Annotated in this window: 21 protein-coding genes; 11 read left to right on the top strand and 10 right to left on the bottom strand. The window is 70.0% G+C overall.

What is annotated here, in order from left to right; genetic code table 11:
* Positions 1–9 precede the first annotated feature (9 nt).
* The gene (locus tag ACZ6R6_RS25500) at positions 10–366 is read right to left on the bottom strand and encodes a VOC family protein (RefSeq protein ID WP_470097258.1); all 357 of its coding nucleotides are present in this window, start codon (positions 364–366) and stop codon (positions 10–12) included.
* A gap of 115 nt (positions 367–481) precedes the next feature.
* Here ACZ6R6_RS25500 and ACZ6R6_RS25495 point away from each other — a divergent pair, with 115 nt between their 5' ends.
* Both ACZ6R6_RS25495 and ACZ6R6_RS25490 read left to right on the top strand, forming a co-directional pair.
* The gene (locus ACZ6R6_RS25495; protein ID WP_470097256.1) at positions 482–1,447 is read left to right on the top strand and encodes a helix-turn-helix domain-containing protein; all 966 of its coding nucleotides are present in this window, start codon (positions 482–484) and stop codon (positions 1,445–1,447) included.
* Positions 1,444–1,812: a hypothetical protein gene (locus ACZ6R6_RS25490; RefSeq protein ID WP_470097254.1), complete on the top strand. Its 369-nt coding sequence runs from the start codon at positions 1,444–1,446 to the stop codon at positions 1,810–1,812. Before ACZ6R6_RS25495 ends, ACZ6R6_RS25490 begins: the two co-directional genes overlap by 4 nt.
* Positions 1,813–1,840: 28 nt before the next feature.
* Here the strand turns inward: ACZ6R6_RS25490 and ACZ6R6_RS25485 are convergent, their stop codons facing one another.
* Positions 1,841–3,295 carry a purine-cytosine permease family protein gene (locus ACZ6R6_RS25485; protein ID WP_470097252.1) on the bottom strand — a complete coding sequence of 485 codons (1,455 nt, stop codon included), beginning with the start codon at positions 3,293–3,295 and terminating at the stop codon, positions 1,841–1,843.
* A gap of 69 nt (positions 3,296–3,364) precedes the next feature.
* Between ACZ6R6_RS25485 and ACZ6R6_RS25480 the strand changes: the two genes are divergently transcribed.
* On the top strand, positions 3,365–4,114 hold the full coding sequence (locus ACZ6R6_RS25480; RefSeq protein ID WP_470097250.1) for a TetR/AcrR family transcriptional regulator: 750 nt from the start codon (positions 3,365–3,367) through the stop codon (positions 4,112–4,114).
* 35 nt (positions 4,115–4,149) lie between these two features.
* Complete coding sequence (locus tag ACZ6R6_RS25475) at positions 4,150–5,772, top strand: amidohydrolase (RefSeq protein WP_470097248.1); 1,623 nt, start codon at positions 4,150–4,152, stop codon at positions 5,770–5,772.
* Positions 5,773–5,938: 166 nt separating this feature from the next.
* Here ACZ6R6_RS25475 and ACZ6R6_RS25470 read toward each other — a convergent pair whose 3' ends face one another.
* Both ACZ6R6_RS25470 and ACZ6R6_RS25465 read right to left on the bottom strand, forming a co-directional pair.
* Positions 5,939–6,871 carry a GlxA family transcriptional regulator gene (locus tag ACZ6R6_RS25470; protein ID WP_470097494.1) on the bottom strand — a complete coding sequence of 311 codons (933 nt, stop codon included), beginning with the start codon at positions 6,869–6,871 and terminating at the stop codon, positions 5,939–5,941.
* A 204-nt stretch (positions 6,872–7,075) separates the two neighbouring features.
* Positions 7,076–7,966: a tyrosine-type recombinase/integrase gene (locus tag ACZ6R6_RS25465; RefSeq protein WP_470097246.1), complete on the bottom strand. Its 891-nt coding sequence runs from the start codon at positions 7,964–7,966 to the stop codon at positions 7,076–7,078.
* 230 nt (positions 7,967–8,196) lie between these two features.
* Here ACZ6R6_RS25465 and ACZ6R6_RS25460 point away from each other — a divergent pair, with 230 nt between their 5' ends.
* The 5 genes from ACZ6R6_RS25460 to ACZ6R6_RS25440 all read left to right on the top strand — a co-directional run bounded on the left by ACZ6R6_RS25460 (position 8,197) and on the right by ACZ6R6_RS25440 (position 14,563).
* A complete protein-coding gene (locus ACZ6R6_RS25460) occupies positions 8,197–9,396 on the top strand; it encodes an NAD(P)/FAD-dependent oxidoreductase (protein ID WP_470097244.1) in 1,200 nt (399 codons plus the stop codon).
* The gene (gene sigJ, locus ACZ6R6_RS25455) at positions 9,393–10,286 is read left to right on the top strand and encodes an RNA polymerase sigma factor SigJ (RefSeq protein WP_470097242.1); all 894 of its coding nucleotides are present in this window, start codon (positions 9,393–9,395) and stop codon (positions 10,284–10,286) included. The genes ACZ6R6_RS25460 and sigJ overlap by 4 nt, the downstream gene beginning before the upstream one ends.
* A 171-nt stretch (positions 10,287–10,457) precedes the next feature.
* Positions 10,458–11,969 (top strand): FAD-dependent monooxygenase, encoded by a 1,512-nt coding sequence (locus tag ACZ6R6_RS25450; RefSeq protein WP_470097240.1) that lies wholly within the window; start codon positions 10,458–10,460, stop codon positions 11,967–11,969.
* A 379-nt stretch (positions 11,970–12,348) separates the two neighbouring features.
* Complete coding sequence (locus tag ACZ6R6_RS25445) at positions 12,349–13,722, top strand: FAD-dependent monooxygenase (RefSeq protein WP_470097238.1); 1,374 nt, start codon at positions 12,349–12,351, stop codon at positions 13,720–13,722.
* Between the two features lie 358 nt (positions 13,723–14,080).
* A complete protein-coding gene (locus tag ACZ6R6_RS25440; RefSeq protein ID WP_470097236.1) occupies positions 14,081–14,563 on the top strand; it encodes a hypothetical protein in 483 nt (160 codons plus the stop codon).
* A 15-nt stretch (positions 14,564–14,578) separates the two neighbouring features.
* Here ACZ6R6_RS25440 and ACZ6R6_RS25435 read toward each other — a convergent pair whose 3' ends face one another.
* Positions 14,579–14,926: a helix-turn-helix domain-containing protein gene (locus tag ACZ6R6_RS25435; protein ID WP_470097234.1), complete on the bottom strand. Its 348-nt coding sequence runs from the start codon at positions 14,924–14,926 to the stop codon at positions 14,579–14,581.
* Between the two features lie 681 nt (positions 14,927–15,607).
* Between ACZ6R6_RS25435 and ACZ6R6_RS25430 the strand changes: the two genes are divergently transcribed.
* Positions 15,608–16,282 (top strand): pyridoxamine 5'-phosphate oxidase family protein, encoded by a 675-nt coding sequence (locus ACZ6R6_RS25430; protein ID WP_470097233.1) that lies wholly within the window; start codon positions 15,608–15,610, stop codon positions 16,280–16,282.
* A gap of 109 nt (positions 16,283–16,391) precedes the next feature.
* Here the strand turns inward: ACZ6R6_RS25430 and ACZ6R6_RS25425 are convergent, their stop codons facing one another.
* Positions 16,392–16,538 carry a hypothetical protein gene (locus ACZ6R6_RS25425; RefSeq protein ID WP_470097232.1) on the bottom strand — a complete coding sequence of 49 codons (147 nt, stop codon included), beginning with the start codon at positions 16,536–16,538 and terminating at the stop codon, positions 16,392–16,394.
* A gap of 86 nt (positions 16,539–16,624) precedes the next feature.
* Between ACZ6R6_RS25425 and ACZ6R6_RS25420 the strand changes: the two genes are divergently transcribed.
* Positions 16,625–16,846 (top strand): hypothetical protein, encoded by a 222-nt coding sequence (locus ACZ6R6_RS25420; RefSeq protein WP_470097231.1) that lies wholly within the window; start codon positions 16,625–16,627, stop codon positions 16,844–16,846.
* A 32-nt stretch (positions 16,847–16,878) separates the two neighbouring features.
* On the opposite strand, the gene ACZ6R6_RS25415 is transcribed toward ACZ6R6_RS25420, so the two are convergent.
* The 4 genes from ACZ6R6_RS25415 to ligA all read right to left on the bottom strand — a co-directional run bounded on the left by ACZ6R6_RS25415 (position 16,879) and on the right by ligA (position 21,296).
* Complete coding sequence (locus ACZ6R6_RS25415) at positions 16,879–17,937, bottom strand: IS110 family RNA-guided transposase (RefSeq protein WP_470097230.1); 1,059 nt, start codon at positions 17,935–17,937, stop codon at positions 16,879–16,881.
* Positions 17,862–18,146 carry a hypothetical protein gene (locus ACZ6R6_RS25410; protein ID WP_470097229.1) on the bottom strand — a complete coding sequence of 95 codons (285 nt, stop codon included), beginning with the start codon at positions 18,144–18,146 and terminating at the stop codon, positions 17,862–17,864. Before ACZ6R6_RS25410 ends, ACZ6R6_RS25415 begins: the two co-directional genes overlap by 76 nt.
* 123 nt (positions 18,147–18,269) lie before the next feature.
* Complete coding sequence (locus ACZ6R6_RS25405) at positions 18,270–19,178, bottom strand: hypothetical protein (protein ID WP_470097228.1); 909 nt, start codon at positions 19,176–19,178, stop codon at positions 18,270–18,272.
* 48 nt (positions 19,179–19,226) lie between these two features.
* Positions 19,227–21,296, bottom strand: a complete 2,070-nt coding sequence (gene ligA, locus ACZ6R6_RS25400) for an NAD-dependent DNA ligase LigA (protein ID WP_470097227.1) — start codon at positions 21,294–21,296, stop codon at positions 19,227–19,229.
* Positions 21,297–21,543: the final 247 nt, after the last annotated feature.

Here is a 21,543-nt window from a genome sequence, read left to right as displayed (position 1 = left end):
TACTCCCGGTCAGGCCGCGGCGATGCAGAACAGGTGTCCTTCGGGGTCGGCGAGGACGGTCCACCGGCCCTCGCCGGGCTGGAAGCCGGGCCTGGTCGCGCCGAGTGCGAGCAGGTCCCTGGCCGTGGCTTCCAGATCGGTGACCTTGAAGTCGAGGTGGGCGTGCTTGGCCGCGTCGGGCCAGCCGGGCCCCCGGTAGCCGGCGACCCGCTGGAAGGCGAGCTGGATCGGGCCGTCGCCCAGGTAGACGGAATCGTCGTCGCTGTGGGTGACCTCCCAGCCCGTGAGGTTCCGGTAGAACTCGGCGAGCGCCTTCGGGGTGGCGCAGTCGATGGTGATCGCGGTGAGCTCCGCGTGAGCGGCCATATGGATGACTCCTCGGTGTCGTTGCCTGCCCGCCCAGCATCCGCCCTCGCGTGCCGAAGGGTCTTGAAGATCCTTGCGGGCCGTTCTGTCGCACCCCCGGCGTAGTGTCTGCGACGTGCTGTCAGCCGTGACCCTCGCCACCCGACCGGAGTTCACCGTGACCACGGTGGCCTGCCGCTCCGATCACACCCGGTGGTCGCAGCCGGAGGCACGCGACGACCACCGGATGGTGCTCGTACGGCGCGGCAGGTTCCGGCGGTGGACCGACGGCTCCGACGCCGATCTGGATCCGACGGTGGCCTATCTGGGCGCCCCGGGTCAGGAGGAACGGTTCGCACACCCCGCCGGCGGCGACATCTGCACCTCGGTGAGGTTCGCCCCCTGGCTCTGGGAAGGGCCCGTGGACGCGATGACGGTGTATGTGGACGCGCGCGTCGACCTGGCTCACCGCCGCCTGCTCGCCGCCGCCGCCGGCGGCGACATCGACTACGCCCTCACCGAGGAGTTGCTCGGTCTCGTCGCGACGGCCGCCGGGCAGCCCGTCGAGCGGCCGAGGCCCGCCGACCGGGCGCTGGCCGCGGCGGCCCGTGAGGCGATCCTCGAGGAGGCCCCGGAGGCGGCGCGGCTGTGCTCGCTGGCCGGGCTCCTGAAGGTCTCGCCATACCGGCTGAGCCGGGTTTTCTCACAGCAGATGCGCGTGTCACTGACCCGCTACCGCAACCGCGTCCGCGTCGGCCAGGTCATGGACCGGCTCGCGGAGGGCGGGGTCGGCCTCGCCGACCTGGCCGCCGAGCTCGGCTTCGCCGATCAGGCGCACCTCACCCGCACCGTCGGCGAGCACCTGGGGCACACACCGACCGCGCTACGCCGGCTGCTCGACCGCAGCCGGGCGAGTGATCCCCAGCGATCACGATGTGCTGGATCGGCGGCGGCACCAGAAGGCGGTGTCCAGGATCGATGCGTGAGGACCGGCCCGGACACCCCGGTCCCGGCGGTGCGGGATACTCGACCGGTGCTCCCCCGTGGTGACGCGTCGGTCCCGCGCGGGCACGCCCGTGCCGTCGAGGAGGGACGTCCATGACCGCTGTGTCCGCGCTGCCCGCCCCCGTCATCGCCGAGGCCGGCGGCGGCCGGCTGGACCTGGCCGGACTGCCCGAGGTCGTCCAGGTCCTGACCGACTGCGGATACCCGGTCGAGGGCGGCGACACCGTGACCCTGACCGTGGGCGCCGCGGGCCGATACCGCGACGCGGTGGTCCTGAGCGTCGGCTCGCTGATCCTGGGCGCCGCCCAGATCGAGGGGCACCTGTGCTTCCGGGTGCCGGTGCAGGAGCTGCGGCACGCCACCGAGGACGGTGTGCTGCGGCTGCGCCACACCGTCACCGGCCATCGCGAACAGCGCTCGGCGTGGGCGGAATACACGGTGGTGGACACCACCGCCCCCTGACTCTCGGCCCGGAGGGCCGCGCGGCGGCTCACCCGTGCACCGCCGCGCCGAGGCCGTCGCGGGAGCGCCGCGTCAGGATCGCGTAACCGGCCGACGCGACGACGACACCGACGGGCAGAGCGAGGTCCACACCGCCCAGAGCGCGGGCGAGCGGGCCCGTGTACAGGGTGTTCACACAGAGGGCGGCCGCGGCGGCGCCCGCCGTGAGCGCCAGGGCACCCGCCCGGTTGACGCCCGCGGTGAACCAGAAGGGGCTGGCGCGGGTCTCGTCCGTGAGGGCGAGACCGTCGTAGCGGCCGCGGCGCAGCAGGATGTCGGTGGCGTAGACGGCCATGCTGGGGCCGAGCAGGACGACGGTCAGCTGGAGGACGTTGCTGACGGTGTCGAGGAAGTCGGACACCAGCAGCGCGTACAGGGTGAGGGCGACGCCGAGGACCCCGTCGACGATCACGCTGAGGGAGCGGCGGATGCGGACGCCTACGGCCTGGAGGGCGAGGCCGGAGCTGTAGGCGGTCATGGCGTTGATGGAGATCGTGCCGAGCACCAGGGCGAGGAGGAAGACCGGGGTGAACCAGCGGGGCAGGATCGTCTCCAGCGCGGTCTGCGGGTGGGTCATGTCGACCGCGGTCGCGGCGAAGGCGCCCAGGGAGGTGACGGCGACGCTGGGCAGGAAGCCGCCGAGCGCGGTCCAGCCCATGATCGCCTTCGGGGAGGTCGTGCCGGGCAGGTAGCGGGAGAAGTCGGCGCTGTTGGTGTACGAGAGCGGACCCGAGGCGATGAGGGTGACGCCGCCGGCGAGGGCCGCCCACAGGGCGCCACCGGTCAGCGGCTCGGCGGGCTCGTAGCCGAAGTCGGCGTGCCCGAGCACGCTGAAGGCCACGACGGCGAACGCGGCGGTGAGGGCCACGGTGATCGGGAGGTAGAGCTTCACGATCGTGGCGTGTCCGTAGACGCTGATGGCCAGGGTGAGCGTGGCGATGACCACCACGACGGCGATCTTGACGCCGGTGTCCGGCGCGATGCCGGCCTTCTCGACGAGGGAGAAGGCGGCCAGCGCGGCGGCGGCCAGATTGAGGGCGAGGTAGCAGATGCAGATCGCCCAGCCGGTGACCGCGATGTTCACCCGGTTGCCGCGGACGCCGAACATCGCCCGCATGATCACTTCGCTCGGCGTGCCCGAGGCCGGACCCGAGACGGCGAGCAGGCCGACCGGCACCCAGAACAGGTTGCCCACCACGATCACCGCGAGAGCCTGCCACAGGCTCAGGCCCATGAGTATCAGGGCGCCGCCGACCACCAGGCTCAGGTAGTTGACGTTCGCCGCCGCCCAGACGGCGAACAGCTCCCGGGCACGGCCGTGACGTTCCCGCTCGGGAATGTGGTCGATGCCGTGAACCTCGACACGGCCCGCCCGCCCCGAGGGCGGCGGCGTCTCGTGCACGCCGTGCACGCCTGGGCGCGGGTCGGGGATCGTGGACGCCATGGAGCCCTCCGGGTGCTGGTCGTACCCACCTGCTTGCTTATTGGTCGCACACTCAATAGCATCGCGGGCATGCCGTCAAGCGTCCAGCGCAAGCGAATTCGGAAAACTCCGGCCGCCCGACATGCGGAAATCGTCGTCGCGGCCGCCACCGTCGCCCTGGCCGAGGGACTGGAGTGCGTCACTCTGCGGCGGATCGGCGAAGAACTCGGCGTCCGGCCGGGACTGATCAGCCACTACTTCCCCTCGGCGGAGGATCTCGTGGCGGAGGCGTTCGGCAGCGCCGCGAACGCCGAGCTCGACACCCTCCTGCCAGCCAAGAGGCCCGACGGGACCCCCACGCAGCATCTGGCGCGGTTCTTCGCGCACACGACCGGAGAGGCGTACGACGACATCAGCCGGCTCTGGATCAACGCCCGGCACCTCAGCCGCTACCGGCCCGTCCTGCGCGACCGGGTCGCCGAGCAGGAGGCCGCCTGGCGCGGGCGGCTGGAAGACCTCATCCGGCAGGGCGTCGAGCGGGAGGAATTCCGGACGGACGACCCGTATGTGACGACCATTCAGATCTTGGTCGTGCTCGACGGCCTTGGCGCCCACGCAAATACCGACACCAGCAATCGCCCCGAGGCGGTGACGCGGATGGCTGTCGCCACGGCGGAGCGCGAACTCGGCCTGCCCAGCGGTGCTCTCACCCGCCCTGTCGGCGCGTCCACCGGCCCCTGCCCCGCCTCCGGCACGGACCTGGCCGCCGACCGGAACACGGGCCCGGCCGCCGGCGCCCACGGTGCGGACCCGGCCGCCGCCTCCTCCACCCCCAACTGACCCTCCCCCACCCGTTCTTCCTTCGAGGAGCCCCTGTGCGCACCCGTCTCGTCCTGCTCTCCGCCGGCCTGCTCGACCCGGTCACCGGAGAGTTCCTGCCGGAGACCGCCCTGGCCGTGTCCGGAGGACGGATCTGCGCTCTGGGCGACGACCGCCGGATACGCGCGCTCGCGGACTCCTCGACGACGGTGATCGACCTCAAGGGGGCCGTGGTGATCCCCGGCCTGGTCGACGGGCACCTCCACCCCGTCTCGGGCGCCGAGCTGACCCACGGACTGGACCTGTCACACTGCGCCGACCTGGACGCGGTGCGCGAGGCGCTGGCCCGCGAGGTCCGCAGCCTCGCGCCCGGCGCGTGGCTGCACGGCTGGGGCCTCGACCCGAACGTCTTCGAGGATCGGCCCGTCGAGGCCTCCGCCCTCGCCCCCGTGCTCGACGGCGTACCGGCCCTCCTGCAGCTCTTCGACGCCCACTCCATGCTGGCCAGCCCGCGCGCGCTCGAACTCGCCGGCGTCGACGGGCCGCGGAGCTTCGCCCAGTCGGCCGAGGTCGTCTGCGACGACGCGGGCCGGCCCACCGGGCTGCTCCTGGAGGACGCCGCCTGCGAACTCGTCGAGCGTGCCGCTCCGCGGCCCACGCACGCGGAGCGCCGCGCCCGGCTCGCCGCCGCCCTGCGCGGCATGGCCGCCGCGGGGCTCACCGGCGGTCACGTCATGGACGCCAACGGCGACAGCCTCGCGCTCTACGCCGAGCTCGACGCGGCCGGAGAGCTGCCGGTGCGGCTCCGGGTCGCACCCTGGTGCCAGCCCGGCACCGGCGCCGACGCGCTGCGCGCGCTCATCGAGCAGCAGGGCACCGGCGGCACGCTGTGGCGGACCGAGGGTGTCAAGCTCTTCATGGACGGCACCGTCGACAACGGCACCGCCTGGCTGGAACGTCCCGACTGCCACGGCGAGTCCACCCACGCCTTCTGGCCCGACCCCGAGGCCTACACCCGTATCGTCGGCGAGCTCCACCGGGCCGGAGTGCCCACCGCCACCCACGCCATCGGCGACGCGGCCGTACGGCATGTCCTCGACTCCGTCGAGAAGGCCCTGGCCACCGGGGACCGCGGGGTGCGGCACCGGGTCGAGCACATCGAGACCGTGCCCGACGACACCCTGCGCCGCTTCGCCGCGCTCGGCGTCGTCGCGTCCATGCAGCCCACCCACTGCTGCGACTTCACCCGGGCCGACCACACCGACAACTGGTCGCGCCGGCTCGGCGAGGAGCGCGCCTCGCGCGCCTGGCGCTGCCGCGACCTGTGGGACTCCGGCGCCACCGTCGTCCTCGGCTCCGACTGGCCCATCGCCCCCCACCCGCCGCTGGGCGTCATGGCGGGCGCCCGTCACCGCCGGCCGAGCCGCGATCTCAGCCGGCCCCCACACGGCCCCGAGCAGGCGCTCACCGCCCTGGAGGCTCTGCAGGGCATGACCGTCAACACCGCCCGCGCGGCGGGCGAGGAGCGCGAGGCCGGCCGGCTCGCCGTCGGCCACCGCGCCGACCTCACGGTCCTGGCCGACAACCCGCTCACCACCGCCGCCACCGACCTGCCGGACCTGCCCGTGCTGCTCACGGTCCTCGACGGCCGCCCCACCCACCGGGCCGCGAGCCTGTGAGGCGCCATGCCGGCCCGGTCGACCGGCGACGCCGCGGACGCGCCACGGTTCCGGGAAGGAGCGCGCGCGAGGGCGGGCAGCCGGCGCCCACCGGTAAGGCGGAGCGTGTCAGGATCGGGCGTCGGCCCCGGCCCGGCTCGGGCACAAGCGATTGCGTCAGCTCAGGTCAGCGCTGCCTGAAGGCCCTGCGGTAGTCGCGGGGCGGCACGCCGCGGCGGAGTGCGAACTGCTCCCGGAACACGGCGGCACTGGCGTAGCCGACCTGGTGGGCGATGCTCTCGACGGGCAGGTCGGTGGTCTCCAGGAGCTCTTCGGCGAGGTTCAGGCGCTGGGCCAGCAGCCAGGCGTGCGGGGTGGCGCCGGTGGCGGCCTTGAAACGGCGGGCGAAGGAGCGGCGGCTCATCAGGGCATGGGCGGCGAGGTCGTCGACGGAGAGCCGGCGGCCCAGGTTGGCCCTGGCCCAGGCGATCACCTCCGACAGCCGCACGTCGTCCGCACCGGCCGGCACGGGCGCGGGCAGGTACTGCAACTGCCCCCCACTGCGGTAGGGCGTGGTCACCAGGTCGCGGGCGATCGCGTTGGCGTGCGCGGCGCCGTACTCGCGGCGGATCAGGTAGAGGCAGAGGTCGACGCCCGCCAGCGCACCGGCACCGGTGACGAGCCGGTCCTGGTCGACGTAGAGGGACTCGGGACGGACCCGCACGGTCGGATGGCGGGCGGCCAGGTCGGCGGCGAAGCGCCAGTGGGTGGTCGCCTCCAGACCGTCGAGCAGTCCGGCGGCGGCCGGCAGGAACACGCCGACGCAGTGCGCGGCGATCATCGCGCCCCGGTCGTACGCGGCGCGCAGGGCGGCCAGGACGGCCTGTGACGGGTCGGCGCGGAACTCCACCCCGGGCAGGGCCAGGATCAGATCGGCGTCGGCGAGCCGGTCCAGGCCGTGCTCGACCGGCAGGGGCAGGCCCAGGTCGGTGCGGAGCGTGCCGGGCCGCTCGGCGCAGAGGGCGAAGTCGAAGCCGGGACGACAGAAGATCTCGTTCACGATGCCCAGCCCCAGCGCGGTGACTCCCTGCGGGGCATAGGCGGCGACCGATCGAAACATTGGCACGAAACCCACGATAATAGGATTTCCGGCCACTGTTTCCAGGGACGCGCCGCCGTCAGACTGCTTTCCATGACCGACGCACCCCGCGCACGACCGACGCACCCCGCGAAGGTCGGCCTCCCTGTAGTCCCGGAGAAATTTCGGTCGGATTTCGCTGACCTGCACTGATCTCGTTCCCCGAGATGGGAGGTCGCTGTTCGCTTACGGTGCGGACCATGAGCGACGAGAGGCCGGCGTTCGGGTACGGCCAGGGCAGGAGGCCGCTTGGAGCGAGCGGGACCGCGACGCCGAGCGGGTCCGTGACACCCTGCGTGGCGCCGGGTTGGTGGAGTTCGGCGACACCCGACCTGGGTTCGTGGTCGGGGCGGCCGGGTGAGCACGTCCTTCCTCGTGGCCTATGCCGGTCCCGGCCGCGATGCGGCAATGGAAGTGGCCGCTGACGGGGCAGACGTCGCCGGACGCCCGTACGCGGCGGCCGGAGGTGGGAGCGCGCCTGTCGGCCGGGAACACCGGCCCGCAGGTGCGGCCGGTCAGCAGACGGGGCAGCAGCCGTGCCGTGGGGGCGGCCCAGTGCACGTATTCGATGGCGCCGCCTTTGGAGACGACGCGGGCGCGCCGGAATTCCAGGTCGAGGTCCTCGACGTTGAGGGTGAGGATTTCCTCGGCGCGGGCGGCCGTGTCGTAGAGGAGCCTCCACAGCAGCCGTTCGCGCAAGGAGTGCGAGGGGTCGGTGAAGAGCGTCTCCAGCCGGGTACGCGGGATGGCGCGGTCGCCGCGGCGGGCGGGTCTGCGGCGCTCCAGGCGGCGGGCCGGGTTGGTGTCCAGCAGTTCCTGGCGCTGGGCCCAGGTGGTGAAAGAGCACAGGGCGGACAACTGCCGGTTCCAGGTGGCGGCGGCCGCGATCTTCCAGCGGTCCATCACTGCGGCGTAGTGATCGGGGGTCAGGGCGGCGACGGGATGTGGCGGGCCGGTCACGGCGTAGCCGGCGCGGGTGGTGGCCGCGGTGGTGGAGTCGAGGAAGCACTCGACCGCGGCTGCGGTCGTCGCGCCGCTGACCGACTCGGGTTGGCCGGGCAAGGCCACGACGGACACGGGCGTCCTCCTGACCGGCAATGTGACACATAACGTTGCCGAGTCGCCCTCGCGGGGATGGATGGACGCGACCCGGCGAAGGTCAGTGTGACGGATGATCCAAGTTCTGTGTCACAGGCTGAGATGGGCCGAAGGCTCTGCCGCGAGCACGTGTTCCGCGCTCTTGAGTGGAGTGACGCACATCACGTCCCGTCCTGTCACGTCTCTGCGATCCCCGGTGTCCTGAGGGCATGACCGAACACAACACATCTCACAAGGTCGTGGTCATCGGTGGCGGTTACGCCGGAACGCTGGCGGCCAACCGTCTGCGGATGCGCGACGACGTCGACATCACTCTGGTCAATCCGCGCCCGGAGTTCGTCGAACGCATCCGGCTGCACCAGTTCGTGGCCCGTACCGGCGACGCCACGATTGACTACGGCACGCTGCTCGGCGAGGGCATCCAACTGGTCGTCGACAGCGCAACGCGCATTGACACCGCCGCCCGCACCGTGCGGCTGGCGTCGGGCCGCGCGCTGGACTACGACTACATCATCTACGCCGTCGGCAGCACCGGCGCGGTCCCCTCGGTGCCAGGCGCGGCCGAATTCGCTTGGTCCATCGCGGAATTGGAGTCCGCGCAGCGGCTGCGCGCCAGGCTGGAGGAGTTGCCCCTCGAGGCTCCGGTCACCGTGGTCGGCGGCGGATTGACCGGCGTCGAGACGGCCGCTGAACTGGCCGAACAAGGGCGCAAGGTCACGTTGGTGTGTGGCCGGACCCTGGCGCCCTACCTGAGCGCAGGGGGGCGCCGATACGTCGCCAAATGGCTGACCCGCCATGGTGTCGCCGTGCTCGAGGGCGGCGCAGTGACCGAGGTCCGGCCGGACTCGGTCGTCCTGACCGACGGTTCTGCCGACAGTGTGCCGCGTCCAAGCGCACTGACTATCTGGACGGCCGGTTTCGGCCTGCCGGAGCTGGCGGCGGCGAGCGGGCTGCGCACCGACACGCTCGGCCGGCTGCTCACCGACGAAACGCTGACCAGCATCGACGACGACCGCATCGTCGTGGCCGGCGACGCCGCCGCACCGTCGGGCCAGCCGCTGCGGATGAGCGGCTACGCCGCAGGGCCGCTCGGGGCGCAGGCCGCAGACACCGTGCTGAGCCGCATCGCGGGGACCGAACCGGCGGTGATCAACCTGGCCTTCACGGGCGCGTGCGTCAGCCTCGGCCGGCACGCCGGCATCAGACAGATCGCCGGTAAGGACGACACCGCGGTGAACATCTACATCCCCGGCCGCATGGGCGCAATAATCAAGGAAGTGACCTGCAAGTTCGTGGTGTCGAAGAGGATCCGTCTGGAGGCAGGCAAGCCCGGTTCCATGGGCTGGCCCAAGGGGGGCCCGCGCCCCGAACAGCCGGCCTCCGCTGCGCGGGCGGTCACCTCCCTGTGAGCGCCGACGAGCATGCCGAGCGATTCACCGTGTTGCGGCCGCTGCTGTTCACAATCGTGTACGAGATACTTGGCTCGGCGACCGAATCCGACGACGTGCTGCAGGACAGCTATCTGCGGTGGGCCAAGGTGGATCTCGCGGCGGTGCGGGACACCAAGTCGTATCTGGCGCGGCTGGTGACCCGTCAGGCGCTCAACGCCTTGCGGGCGAGCACGCGCCGTCGCGAGGAGTACATCGGCTCCTGGCTGCCCGAGCCGCTGCTGCTGGAGGAGAACGACGCGTCGGCCGATGTGGTGCTCGCCGAGTCGGTGTCGATGGCGATGCTTGTGCTGCTCGAAACGCTCACCCCCGATGAGCGCGCGGTGTTCGTGCTGCGCGAGGTGTTCGGGTTCGACTACGACGAGATCGCCGCAGCGGTGGGCAAGTCCGTGGTGACGGTGCGCCAGATGGCGCACCGCGCCCGCAGGCACGTACAGGCGCGGCGTAAACGTTTCGACCCCGTCGACGCTGGGACGACCACGCGGATCACCGAGCAGTTCATGTCCGCGGCGGCGACCGGTGACATGGAGGGGCTGCTCTCGCTGCTCGCGCCGGACGCCACGTGGACCGCCGACAGCGGCGGCAAGGTCACCGCGGCGCGCCAGCCGGTGGTGGGCGCGGAGAAGGTGGCCGTGCTTGTCATGGAACTGTTCCGCGTGGGGCGGTTGCCGGACTCGCGGATCGAGATGGTCAACTGCAACAACGCGCCCGCGATGGCCGCCTACGCCGGCGATCACCTGGCAGGCGTCTGCCTGTTCGAGGTCGGCGACGGGAAGATCACTAACTTCTACGTCATCCGCAACCCGGACAAACTCCTCGCACTGACGGTTCCGCGTCAGATCTGCCGGTAGGAGTCGGCAAGCCGCAGCGCAGTAGGTCGCGATCGCGCATGTCTGGCGCAAGCGGAGTTGCCGCTGCAGATGCGGCGCGGCATGTGACACGTCCTGTGGCGATCGACGAACGCGTCTCCGCCCTTTGCGTGTGTCGACCAATTCGACTGAAGGATGACCAAGGAGTTGACCATGACCGATACACAGGTAGTGATCGCCGGGGCGGGGCCGACCGGGCTGATGCTCGCGTGCGAGCTGGGACTCGCCGGGATCGATGTGCTCGTCCTCGAGCGGCTCTCGGAGCCTCGAACGGTGGAATCGCGGGCCGGAGGCCTGCACATCCGCACGATGGAGATGCTCGATCAGCGGGGTCTGCTCGACGGGTTCCTCGAGCGCGGACGGCCGCGGCAGGACGTGCATTTCTCCGGACTCGGTCTCGACCTATCCGATATGACGACGCGATATCCGCACGCTCTGCTCATCTTGCAGGCCGAGGTGGAACGGCTGCTGGAAGAGCGTGCGGCGCAGTTGGGGATACGGCTGCGCCGCGACGCCGAGGTGACGGGGTTCACCCAGGACGAAACGGGTGTCACGGTGGAGCTCGCGGACGGGTCGCGTGTCCGGGCGGATTACCTCGTCGGCTGCGACGGGGGCCGCAGCACCGTGCGCGGGCTCGCCGGCATCGGGTTCCCCGGCACGTCGGCCACGATGACCGCGATGCTCGGCGACGTCGAGCTCGCCGAGCCGCCCGCGGCCGACATCTTCCAGGAGCGGCGCGAGCACGGCAGATTCTCGGTGCTGTCGTACGGCCCGGACTGGTACCGGGTGCTGACCAACGAGTTCGATCACGTCGCCGACCGGGACGAACCGATGACCCTGGAGACCCTCCGCAAGTCCTTGCTCAAGATCGCCGGGACGGATTACGGGATGCACTCACCGCGCTGGCTCTCCCGGCACGGCGACGCGGCACGCCAGGCCGACCGTTACCGCGTGGACCGGGTTCTCCTGGCCGGCGACGCCGCGCACATCCACTTCCCGGCGGGCGGTCAGGGCCTGAACACCGGCGTGCAGGACGCGGTCAACCTCGGCTGGAAGCTCGCCGCCGTCGTCCACGGCCAGGCCCCGGACCTGCTGCTCGACACCTACCAGTGCGAACGCCACCCGGTCGCCGCCCGCGTCCTGCAGAACACCCGCGCCCAGACCGCCCTCTGGCGGGTGGACGATCAGACCTCCGCCCTGCGCGAGGTGCTGGACGATCTCATCGGCATCGACGAGGTACGGCTGCGCCTGGCCGGCATGATCACGGCAACCGACCTCCGGTACCCGATGGAGGGGACCGACGACCTTCTCGGCCGCCGGATCCCGGATCTCGACCTCGACCGCGGCCGCATCTACGAACTCCTGCACCGCGCCCATGCGGTTCTGCTGGATCTTGGTGGTCTCCCGCCGCTCGACGCCGTCGTGACCGGCTGGGCGGACCGAGTCGATCTCGTTCGCGCCTGTCCTGCCGAGGGCTCCGATCTGGGCGCGGACGCCGTACTCATCCGTCCCGACGGACATGTCGCCTGGGTCACCCGCGCCGGCGAGCGGCCAGACTTCGACGCGCTCCGGACCGCCCTCACGACGTGGCTCGGCCCGGCCGGCCTTCGCGGTGCGCACATACACCACCGGCCCGCCCCGCGGGCCACGCCAACCCCGGATTAGTGCGCAAATCCCGCCCCAGCCAGCTCATCTGGGCTGTCCTCGACCCATGTCCTTGCCACCAGATCGAGCCCATGATGTTCTAGGGCCTGTACGGGGTTGAGATCAGCGGGATTCGCCTGCGCGGTGGTCTGTGGTCCTGGTAGGCCATCGCCATGGCGCGTGGAGATCTCACTGACGAGGAATGGTCCTTGATCGATCCTCATCTGCCCTTGGGTGAGCGAGGCCCGATCCCGGACCTGCGGCAGCAGTTCAATGCGGTGATGTGGCGGTTTCGTATCCGGCAGTCCGTGGCGGGATCTGCCTGAGGAGTACGGCCCCTGGTCCACTGTCGTTCGTCCTGACCCCGGGCCAAGCCGGCGACAGCCCGCAGTTTCGCGCCGTGCTGAAGCGCGTCAAGGAGAGCCGGGCCGTTGCGGTCGTCGCCAGGTCGCTGGAGATCCTCGACGACCTCGGCCTGGCCCAGCAGGCCGTCAGGCGAGGCCGCCCGCTGCGCGCCATCCACCTGTACCAGGGCGTCCGGACCCTCACAACGATGGACCTGACGGCGGTCGGCTCGCCGTTCCCGATGGACCTGTGCATCCCGCAGTGGCAGACAGTGGCCCTGCTCCGGGATCTCGCCACCGATCTCGGCATCACCATCGAGTGGGACACATCCCTGGAAGCCCTCCAGAACGGAGACGAGGAGATCACGATCGAGCTCGGCACGGGAGAGCGCATGAACACGCGCTGGCTGATCGGCTGCGACGGCGCGCACAGCCGGGTGCGCAAGGCCGCGGGCATCGCCTGGCGGCGTACCGACCTCGACCGCGGCTTCATCCTGGGCGACGTTTACGCGAACTGGGACCTAGCCAGGGACTCCTTCCATGGCTACTTCGGCGTCGACGGCGTGGTGGCGCTGTTCCCCATGCCGCAGGACGGCTACTGGCGCATCCTGGCCAGCACGCCCGACGCCCGCCTTCCAAGGAAGCCGGAGCTCGGGCACTTCGCCTCCCGCGTGGCCGACGGCACACCCCTGCCCGCCCAGGTGTCCGACCTGCAGTGGAGTTCATCGTTCTCGGCCAGGGAGGGGCTCGCCGATGGCTACCGTCGCGGCCGGGTGCTACTGGCCGGCGACGCGGCCCACAGCCACAGCCCGATCGGCGGCCAAGGGATGAATGTCGGTATGCAGGACGCCTACAACCTGGGCTGGAAGCTTGCCCTGGCGATCACGAACGGCGCCGGCGAGGCCCTGCTGGACAGTTACGAGTCCGAGCGCAGGCCGATCGCTCAGGCTGTGATCGACACCACCTCGACCGCGAACCGAATCGCCACCGTACGCCCGCCGATGGCCCGCTGGGCACGTGGCCATGCGCTCAGCCTCTTCGGCGGCCTGTCCGGGGTGCAGCGCAAGCTCGCCCGCGCCCTCGCTGAGCACCAGGTCAGCTACCACGACAGCCCCATGGTGGCCGAGCAGTGGGCGGAGTCGGCGCCCACAGTATGGAGCGGATACGGCAACAACGGCGTCATGGCCGGGGCGCTGGCACCTGACGCATACGTGGAGACGGACCAGGGACCTTTGGCGCTGCGGCACCTGTACTTCGCCGTGGACGCCACGGACGTAGGCACGCTGCAAGCCTGGCAGGCTGAGGCCGAGAGATCATGCACGCCCACGGACAGTGGCACCTCGTCACCCGAAGTCATCTGGGATTTCTCACCGACGCCCGCAGCGACGCGCACAACCGCTACGGCGCCCGCCGCCCGAGCCTCTTCCTGATCAGACCAGACAAATACGTCGGCTACCGTACCGACACCATGGATTTTGCTCTCCTCGCTGGGTATTTCCAGCGGCTTCGGGACTGAGCGGCATTCCAGAAGTTCCGCTGGCAGGGTCCCGGTAGTCGACTGGAAGCCAGGGCTGGTGCAAGGAGCCGCGATGGTCGGCAGCTAGTCTGATGAGCGGTGCACGGAAGAAGCCATGGACGCTGACTCCTGGGCAGCCGCCTACGACATTGACCGGGCACGTTCTCCGACGCGTCACGTCCAAGATGGACTGACCTCTCCGAACTTCCGGGAATCCGGCTCCAGCCGGATCACAACCCCCGCCAGCAACTTCCGAGAACACGCGGAAGACCGTGGCGGCGACCAGCTCCGGCGGCGCGGCGCCCGCCAACCCCACCGAGCAGAATCAACAAACTCAAGGCACTCACAACGTGTCCCTCCGCCCCGACGGCTGGCCGGACCGGCTCGGACGACGCCCCATGACCAGCGACGCCAGGGCCAAGATCCGCAAAGCCCTCGAAAGCGGGCTACCCGAAGGCCCGCTCACCGAGTACGGCCCGTTCCTGTGCTACCTCGCCATCGATGGTCTCGACCGCACCGATCCACGCAAGCTCATCGCCCTGCGCGGCCGCATCCATGCCGCCGCCCGCACCGCGGCCGAAGGACGGGCGACCACTTACTACGCCACCGACTCCACCATTTACTATGCCACCGACTCCACCATCACCATCGGCATCCGCGGACCCGACGCGGCCGATCGCATCAACCAACTCCACCACGCCCTGGCCGACCTCATCACCAAACACGGGTGGACGACCCGAGACGAACCTCGCTGACCTGTGGCTCAGCGCTTATCGAGAAGTCTCGTCGAGATATGACCACGACCCCAGGAGGGGGCGGATCTGGTGGATGGCGCGGGTGACGGTGGAGCGGTCGACGCCGAACCGGTAATCCAGCACATCGTGCGAGAGGCCATGACCCAGATGCACCCGCGTGGCCGGCAACCGGTCGATGAACACCAGCTTGCGTCCGGCTCCGGCACCGATGGTGCGCCGTCGCGGGCGGTTGGCGAGCGTGCCCTGGTGCCGGGCCTGCCACAGCGGTCCGATCTCGGCCACCAACTCCGCGACCACTTCGACCGACAGTCCCGTGATCCGCCGGTTCTCCAGGATGATCGCGCGTGCGAGTGTTCTCCCCACGTCTGGCCCGACGAGCCAAGACCTCAGAGGCCACGGCTAATCACGCACAAGGTCGTTAGGCCATCGTGTTGGGTCGGACCGGGGCGCCCTTGTCGTGATTGCCCACGGTGGGTTTCCCCGGCCCGCCCGCCGCACCCGGCGTGCGCGTCTCCACGCACCGGCACTCCACATGCCTTGCCCGCTGGTCAGCTGCTTAACGTAGGGCCGCCCCACCAATAACCAACACACAGCCACCGAGCCGTTACAAAGTATCGATCGCCCTGATGCTCATGCGCATCAGCCACTGGATGGCGGCGACTCCGCTCAATCTGGCTCATTAACGCCACTGGCCGTTCGATTGCTGCTCAAGCCCCAGGACAGAGCTGTATGGCTATTGCGGCGAGCAGGCTGACCGGGTTTCCCGCACAGGCCGCGGACATCACCCGAGTCAAGCACCTGAACAGATAAGGTCACCCGGCCGCAATGGACAGGACTTTCGGCCCTGTTCTCCCCACTTTCCCTCGCCATAGCGTCCTTAACGAAAGGACATCTTCAGAGGCCGACCGTGACGGCTCGACGTCGTATCCGGAGCAGACCACCGTATGAGAAAAGGTTCAAGAACGCTATTACAGCAAGGAGCGCCGACCGCTGCTGCGCACCTGGTCTCCGCCGACGATATCCACCTTTTGTTGGGAGAATCCCATGGCTGAACGCCTCAATGCTCCTGGTGACCTCGGCCGCCGGATCGCCAGGCGACGTGAAAGCCTCGGCCTCGATCGGGAGCAGTTGGCAAACCGTGCCGGAATCGCCCCCGCCTACCTCGCCTACGTGGAGCAGCGGGCGGCCGCGCCTGCCATCGAGACCATAAATCGCCTGGCCTACGCCCTGGATACCAGCACCGCGGAGCTGCTCGGAGGGACCATCGACCTCCCGCCCGGGCGAGGCGCCGCCGCCCGTCATCCTGAGCTGGAAAAGCTAGACACGGAGGAGTGTCTACGGCTCATCTCCCCCGGCGGGGTCGGCCGGCTGGCCTTCAACGGACTCGACGGCCTGATGATCTTGCCGGTCAATTACGTCCTCCACGAAGGCTCCGTGATCTTCCGCACCGCCTTCGGCGGCCCGTTCGACGCGAACCTGAGCACCGGCGTGACCGGCGTCGAGTTCAAAATCGCCTTCGAGATCGATCGGATCGACGATGCCAACAGCGAAGGCTGGAGCGTGCTCATCCGGGGCGGCGTTCACCACGTCTCCACCGCCGAGGAACAGGCGGCTGTGATGACCTTGGATGTCCGCCCCTGGGCCAGCGGCGACCGCGAACTCTACGTCAAGATCACTCCTGCCGAGATCACCGGCCGCCGCATCTGGCACGGCCCGTGAGCTCCGCCGAGACGGCTACTCGAACGATCATCTGCCGTCGAGCGCCGACCCTGCGGCGGCGCAATCGCGTGTACCTGGTGGCGCGAGTCTTACCGACACCCCCTTCCGGTCAGTTGGGTCGGCGTTCTTGCAGCACGTCGGTGACCGGCCGCCGGATGCCCCCGCCCGCGCTGGAGGTGTAGCCCAGACGCATGATCATCTGGGGGTGTTCACCGGACAGCAGTTCCTGCCGCAGGAACTCCCGCAGGTGGGGCATCTCCAGCGCCTGGGTGTGGAAGGCCGCGCCGACGTCGTAGGCGGAGGCGTGCAGCAGGACTCAGCGAATGGGCAGTACACCCAAGCGTGGGCACCCGCCAAACCCGCACGATCGACAGCGGCTGGCTCGTACGGCAAACCGACTACGAATTTCTCACCTCGGCAGCCGCCCGCGACCTTCTCCGCCAAGAGAACATCACCGTGATCGACTACCGCGTCATTAAGCAGGCGTGGCCTCAACCAAGCCGCTCCGCCTGGCTCGAAAATCGGTCCGTCAGTGGGCAGGCGGCAGCGAACCTCGACCAGTGATTTCGGAACTGGTTATGCAGAGTGTGCCGGGGTCAGGCGGCTGGTTGCAGGGTGACCTTCTTGCCGGTGAGGTGTTCGAGCTGGCGGACCAGATCCCGTTCACGGCGTTGGGTGGCCAGTCGGGATTGGTAGAAGTCGGGGCCCAGATCGGTGAAGCGAGCCTCAGGGTTTGACAGCAGGTGCCAGATGACGGTCAGCACGGAATTGCCGATGGCGACGATGGCGCGTTTTCGTCCCCGGCGTCGGGCGAGGCGCCGGTAGCGCTCACCGAGGAAGGTGTTCGCGCGGGAGGTGGTGGCCACGACCTCCCCGACGGTGGCGGCGATCCACGGGTTGCCCTTGCCGGTGGATCCGCCCTTCTTGCGCCGGGCGGAGTTCTTGTCGATGGGTGCGAACTTGGCCCAGGACACCAGGTGGGCCGCGGTGGGGAAACGGCTCATGTCCACCCCGATCTCGGCGATGATCTCTTGGGCGGCGATGGAGCCCACCCCGGTGATCTCATCCAGCTGGGCCATTGCGGCGGCATACGGGGCGATGCGGTCTTCGATCCGGGCGGTGACCTGCTCGACCTTGGCGGTGAGGTCGTCGACGCGCTCGACCATCATCTGGCACAAGAAGGCGTGCTCATCGGTGAAGTGACCCTTCAGGGCTTCTTCCAACACGCTGATCTTGCCGCGCATGGCCCCGCGTGCCATCTGTGCCAGCACTCGAGGATCGCGCTCTCCGTTGATCAACGCGGCGAGCATCTGTCGGCCGGACACGCCGAAGACGTCACTGATCACGCTGGACAGCTTGATCTGCGCGTCCTCCAGGAGCTTTTCCACGCGCTGCTTCTCGCGGGTGCGCTCACGCACCAACGTCCGCCGATAGCGGGTCAGGTCCCGCAGCTGCCGGATCGGCTTGGGGTGGACCAGGCTGGGCCGGCACATGCCGCGCTCGACGACCTTGGCCAGCCAGACCGCGTCCAGCTTGTCGGTCTTCGGGCGGCCGGGGACGTTCTTGACGTGCTTGGCGTTCAGCAGCCAGCAGGTGAAGCCCTCGGCTTCCAGCAGGTAGTAGACCGGCTTCCAGTACTCGGAGGTGGCCTCCATCGCGACCAGGGTGACGGCTTGGCAGCCAGCCAGTCGGCCAGGGCCAGCAGTGAGGACATCAGCGTGGAGTACTCGCGGACCTCCTGGCGGCGCCGGTCGGGCCGTTCCTCGTGCGGGACGCGCACGCACACCACCAGGCCGGTCTTGGCGATGTCGATGGCGGCGACGCGGTCGATGAGTTCGAGCGATTCGTGGGTGGTGTCCTCCATGACCTGGCCTCTTTGGCTCCCGGGGGTGGATGGGGGGGTTGCCCAGGGAGCCGACGGGGAAAGTAGAGAGCCGGGCTCACGTGCTCGAAGCGACAGTTGGGGGCCCCTCGAGCGGCTCCCGCGTCAGACTGAAAAACGGCCTTGAACCGGCACCAGGCGGAACACGACGTCGGCGGGCAACCACTCCCGATTTTCACGCCCGGGGGGCGTCAGCGCCAGCGACAACATGGACTGAAAGGACGGGAAACGATCAAGCCCAGGCTGGGAAGCGATCAAGAAAGCACCTTCTCCACCGCAGGTGAAACCCACTCGTGAACCCCCCGTACGCAGCCCGCCGCGCCACGCATCTGCCTCCCGCCGGAACTGCTCGTGGGGGTCGGCCAGCTGCCCGCCGACGCTGTCACCGCCCAGAAGCAGCGACAGCGACCAGGCCGACAGATACCGGCTGAGATGATCGAGGGTGGCGGTGATGTCGTTGGTAACCGGCCCGCCGTGAGCGATGGCATTGCGGGAACGGCGCAGCCGTGCTCGTGCCACGTTCCAGCGGGCGGCGATTTCGTCGGCCCAGTCAGCCGGCGCCGCAGGCGAAGCGAGGCGAGCCGCCAGATGCCGCGCAGCCCGCTGAGCCGTCTGCCACCAGTGCACCGCCCCAACGGTCTCCCGCAGTTCCTTGTTGGCGCCGGCCAGCTTGTCCCACAGCTTGGGAATGAGTTCACCCATCATGCGGCCCATGGGGTCGGCCAGCGGTCGGCGCCGTTCCGAGCCGGGAAGGCGAAACACCTGCCAGCCGCCGATCACACCGTCGATGACGTGCGGATGCCCCTCGAGGGGTGTCCACTCGGTGCGGCCCGTGCGGAATCCGGCCAAGCCCACCAGGGCGTGCACGCGCTCCCGGGCGGGCTCGACAGGGGCGGCAAAGGTGCCTTCGCCGAGATCGACGCGCGCCAGGACGACGTCGTCTCCCTCCTGCACATGCCGGTAGTCCACGTCACTGTTGGGACGGCGCAGCCCCGCAGGGAGGGTTTCCATCACCCGCGGGGATCCATCCTCCAGCCGCGCACGCAGCCACGGGCAGGGCGCTCACAGGAAGGCGCTGACCTGGGTGGCGAACTCTTCCGGCGTGACGATGCGGATCCCGAGCGATTCGGCCTTGGCTCGCTTCGAGCCGGCCTTCTCACCCGCCACCAGCAGGGACGTCTTGGCCGACACGCTGGAGGAGGCCCTGCCGCCCGCGCGTTCGATCAGAGCGTTGACCTCGTTACGCGTCAGCTCCGCCAACGGCCCGGTCATCGCGCCGGTCACCACCACCGACATCGCCAACAACGTCAGCTCGACGGCCGACTCCGCCTTCTGCTCGCCGGACGGCGGCAGGGCGCCGGGCTCCACCATGTTGACCCCAGCATGGACGAGCTTGTCGATCACCGGCGCCAGCTCGGCCAGCTCCGCCACCACGACCGGCGCCTTCTCCGGGCCGATGCCCTCCACCTGCTGGATCGCCTCGGCGCTGGCCATGCGGATGGCGTCCATCGTGGCGAAGTGGCGCGCGATGCGCCGGCTCATCGCTCGGCCTGTGCCGCGCACGCCGAGCGCCGCGAACACCCTGCTCAGCGGCCGCGTCCTGGCCTGGGCGATGGCCGCCAGCAGGTTGTCGGTGCTGGTCTCGCCCATGCGCTCCAGGCCGAGCAACTGCTCGCGGGTCAGGAAGAACAGGTCAGCGAAGTCAGCGATCAGCCCCGCATCGAGCATCTGCCGGATGCGGTTCTCTGCCAGCCCCTCGATGTCGAGCTGGTCGCGGCCGGCCGCGTAGATGATGGACGCGATCGCGCGGCAGGCGCGCCCGCGCACGCACCGCCAGCGTTCCTGCGAGGCGTCGATCGCATCACCACAGGAGGGGCAGACCTCCGGGATCGGGATCGGCCTCTCGTCGCCCGTACGCAGGTGGACCACGGGAGCCTCGACCCGCGGGATCACGTCGCCCGCTTTGTAGACGGTCACGCTGTCGCCCAGCATCAGGCCGCGGCGGGTGATGTCGGCGACGTTGTGCAAGGTGGCGTACGTGACGATGCTGCCGTCCAGCACGACGGGCTCCAACACCGCGCGCGGGGCGATGACGCCGGTGCGGCCGGTGTTCCACTCCACGGCCAGCAGCTTGGTGATCTTCTCGGTGGCGGGCAGCTTGTAGGCCACCGCCCAGCGCGGCGCCCGCGAGCTGAACCCGGCCTGGGCCTGGTCGGCGGCCAGATCACACCGGATCACGATGCCGTCGATGCCGAACGGCAGCCCGGCTCGCGCCGCCGCGATCTCCCCAACGCGCTCGTCCACCCGCTCCAGTGTCTCGGCGACGATGCCAGCCACCGCCGTCGCGGCAGTGGTCTGCACGCCCTGCCCGGCCACCCAGCTCATGACCTGGCTGTGCGGCAGCTCCCGCAGGCGCATCGCCAGTTCGGAGTTGTCGCCCAAAGGCGGCACCACCCCATAAGCGAAGAATGTCAGCTCGCACACGTATGGCCTGTCCTGGGCGCGCAACGTGCCCGCGGCGGCGCTGCGTGGGTTGGCGAACGTGGTGCCGTCGTGGGCCTGCCGCTTGGCGCAGGCTTCCTCGAACTGGCTGATGGTCATCATGACCTCGCCGCGCAGCTCCACCGTGACCGGCTCGGCCAGCCGGTCGGGCAGGCCGACGATGGTGCCGATCGCGTGGGAGACGTCCTCGCCCGCGCTGCCGTCGCCGCGCGTGACCAGTTGCGCCAGTCGGCCCCGCCGGTAACGAGCCGAGATCGCCAGCCCGTCAAGCTTGGGCTCCACGCTCCACGTCGTGACCGGGCGCCCGAGCCGGCGCCCCAGCGCGGCCGCCCAGTCGGCAAGCTGGTCGGCGCCGAACACGTTGTCGAGGCTCAGCATGGGCACTGTGTGTGGCACGTCGCCCGCTACGGCCCCGCCGGCCACCTTGCCCGTTGGCGAGGACGGCAGCACCGCTTCGGGGTGGGCCTCCTCGTACGCCTGGATGCCCCGCACCAGCCGGTCGTAGGCGTCGTCATCGAGTGCGGAGGTGCCGTCGGCGTAGTAGGCGGCGGCGGAGTCGACGGCGAGCTGGACGGCCTCGGCGTAGGCCGTGTCATCGGCGAGGACGGTGAAGGGGGGCGTCTCGGTCATGGCACCACCATGCCGGTCGCCACCGACAGTTCCGAGCCCCAAGGCCCTTCCCGGCCGACGACCGGGCTGCGGCGTCTCGGGCGCTGGCCCGGCGTGGATTGGCGGTCATGGCGGCGCGGCGGTCGCCAGGCTACCCCGCCCCCCTACACCGAGCCCGAAAAAGTCTCCTCATGTGCGCAATGAAGTTCTTCCGGTTGGCGGTGCCAACACGGCGCAGCAGCGTGTCGGCAGGTCACCGAAATCCACA

It is taken from the genome of Streptosporangium sp. NPDC048886 (assembly GCF_055586905.1).
The sequence above is the reverse complement of the archived record's forward strand: the minus strand, read 5'-3'. Positions and strand labels throughout refer to the sequence as shown.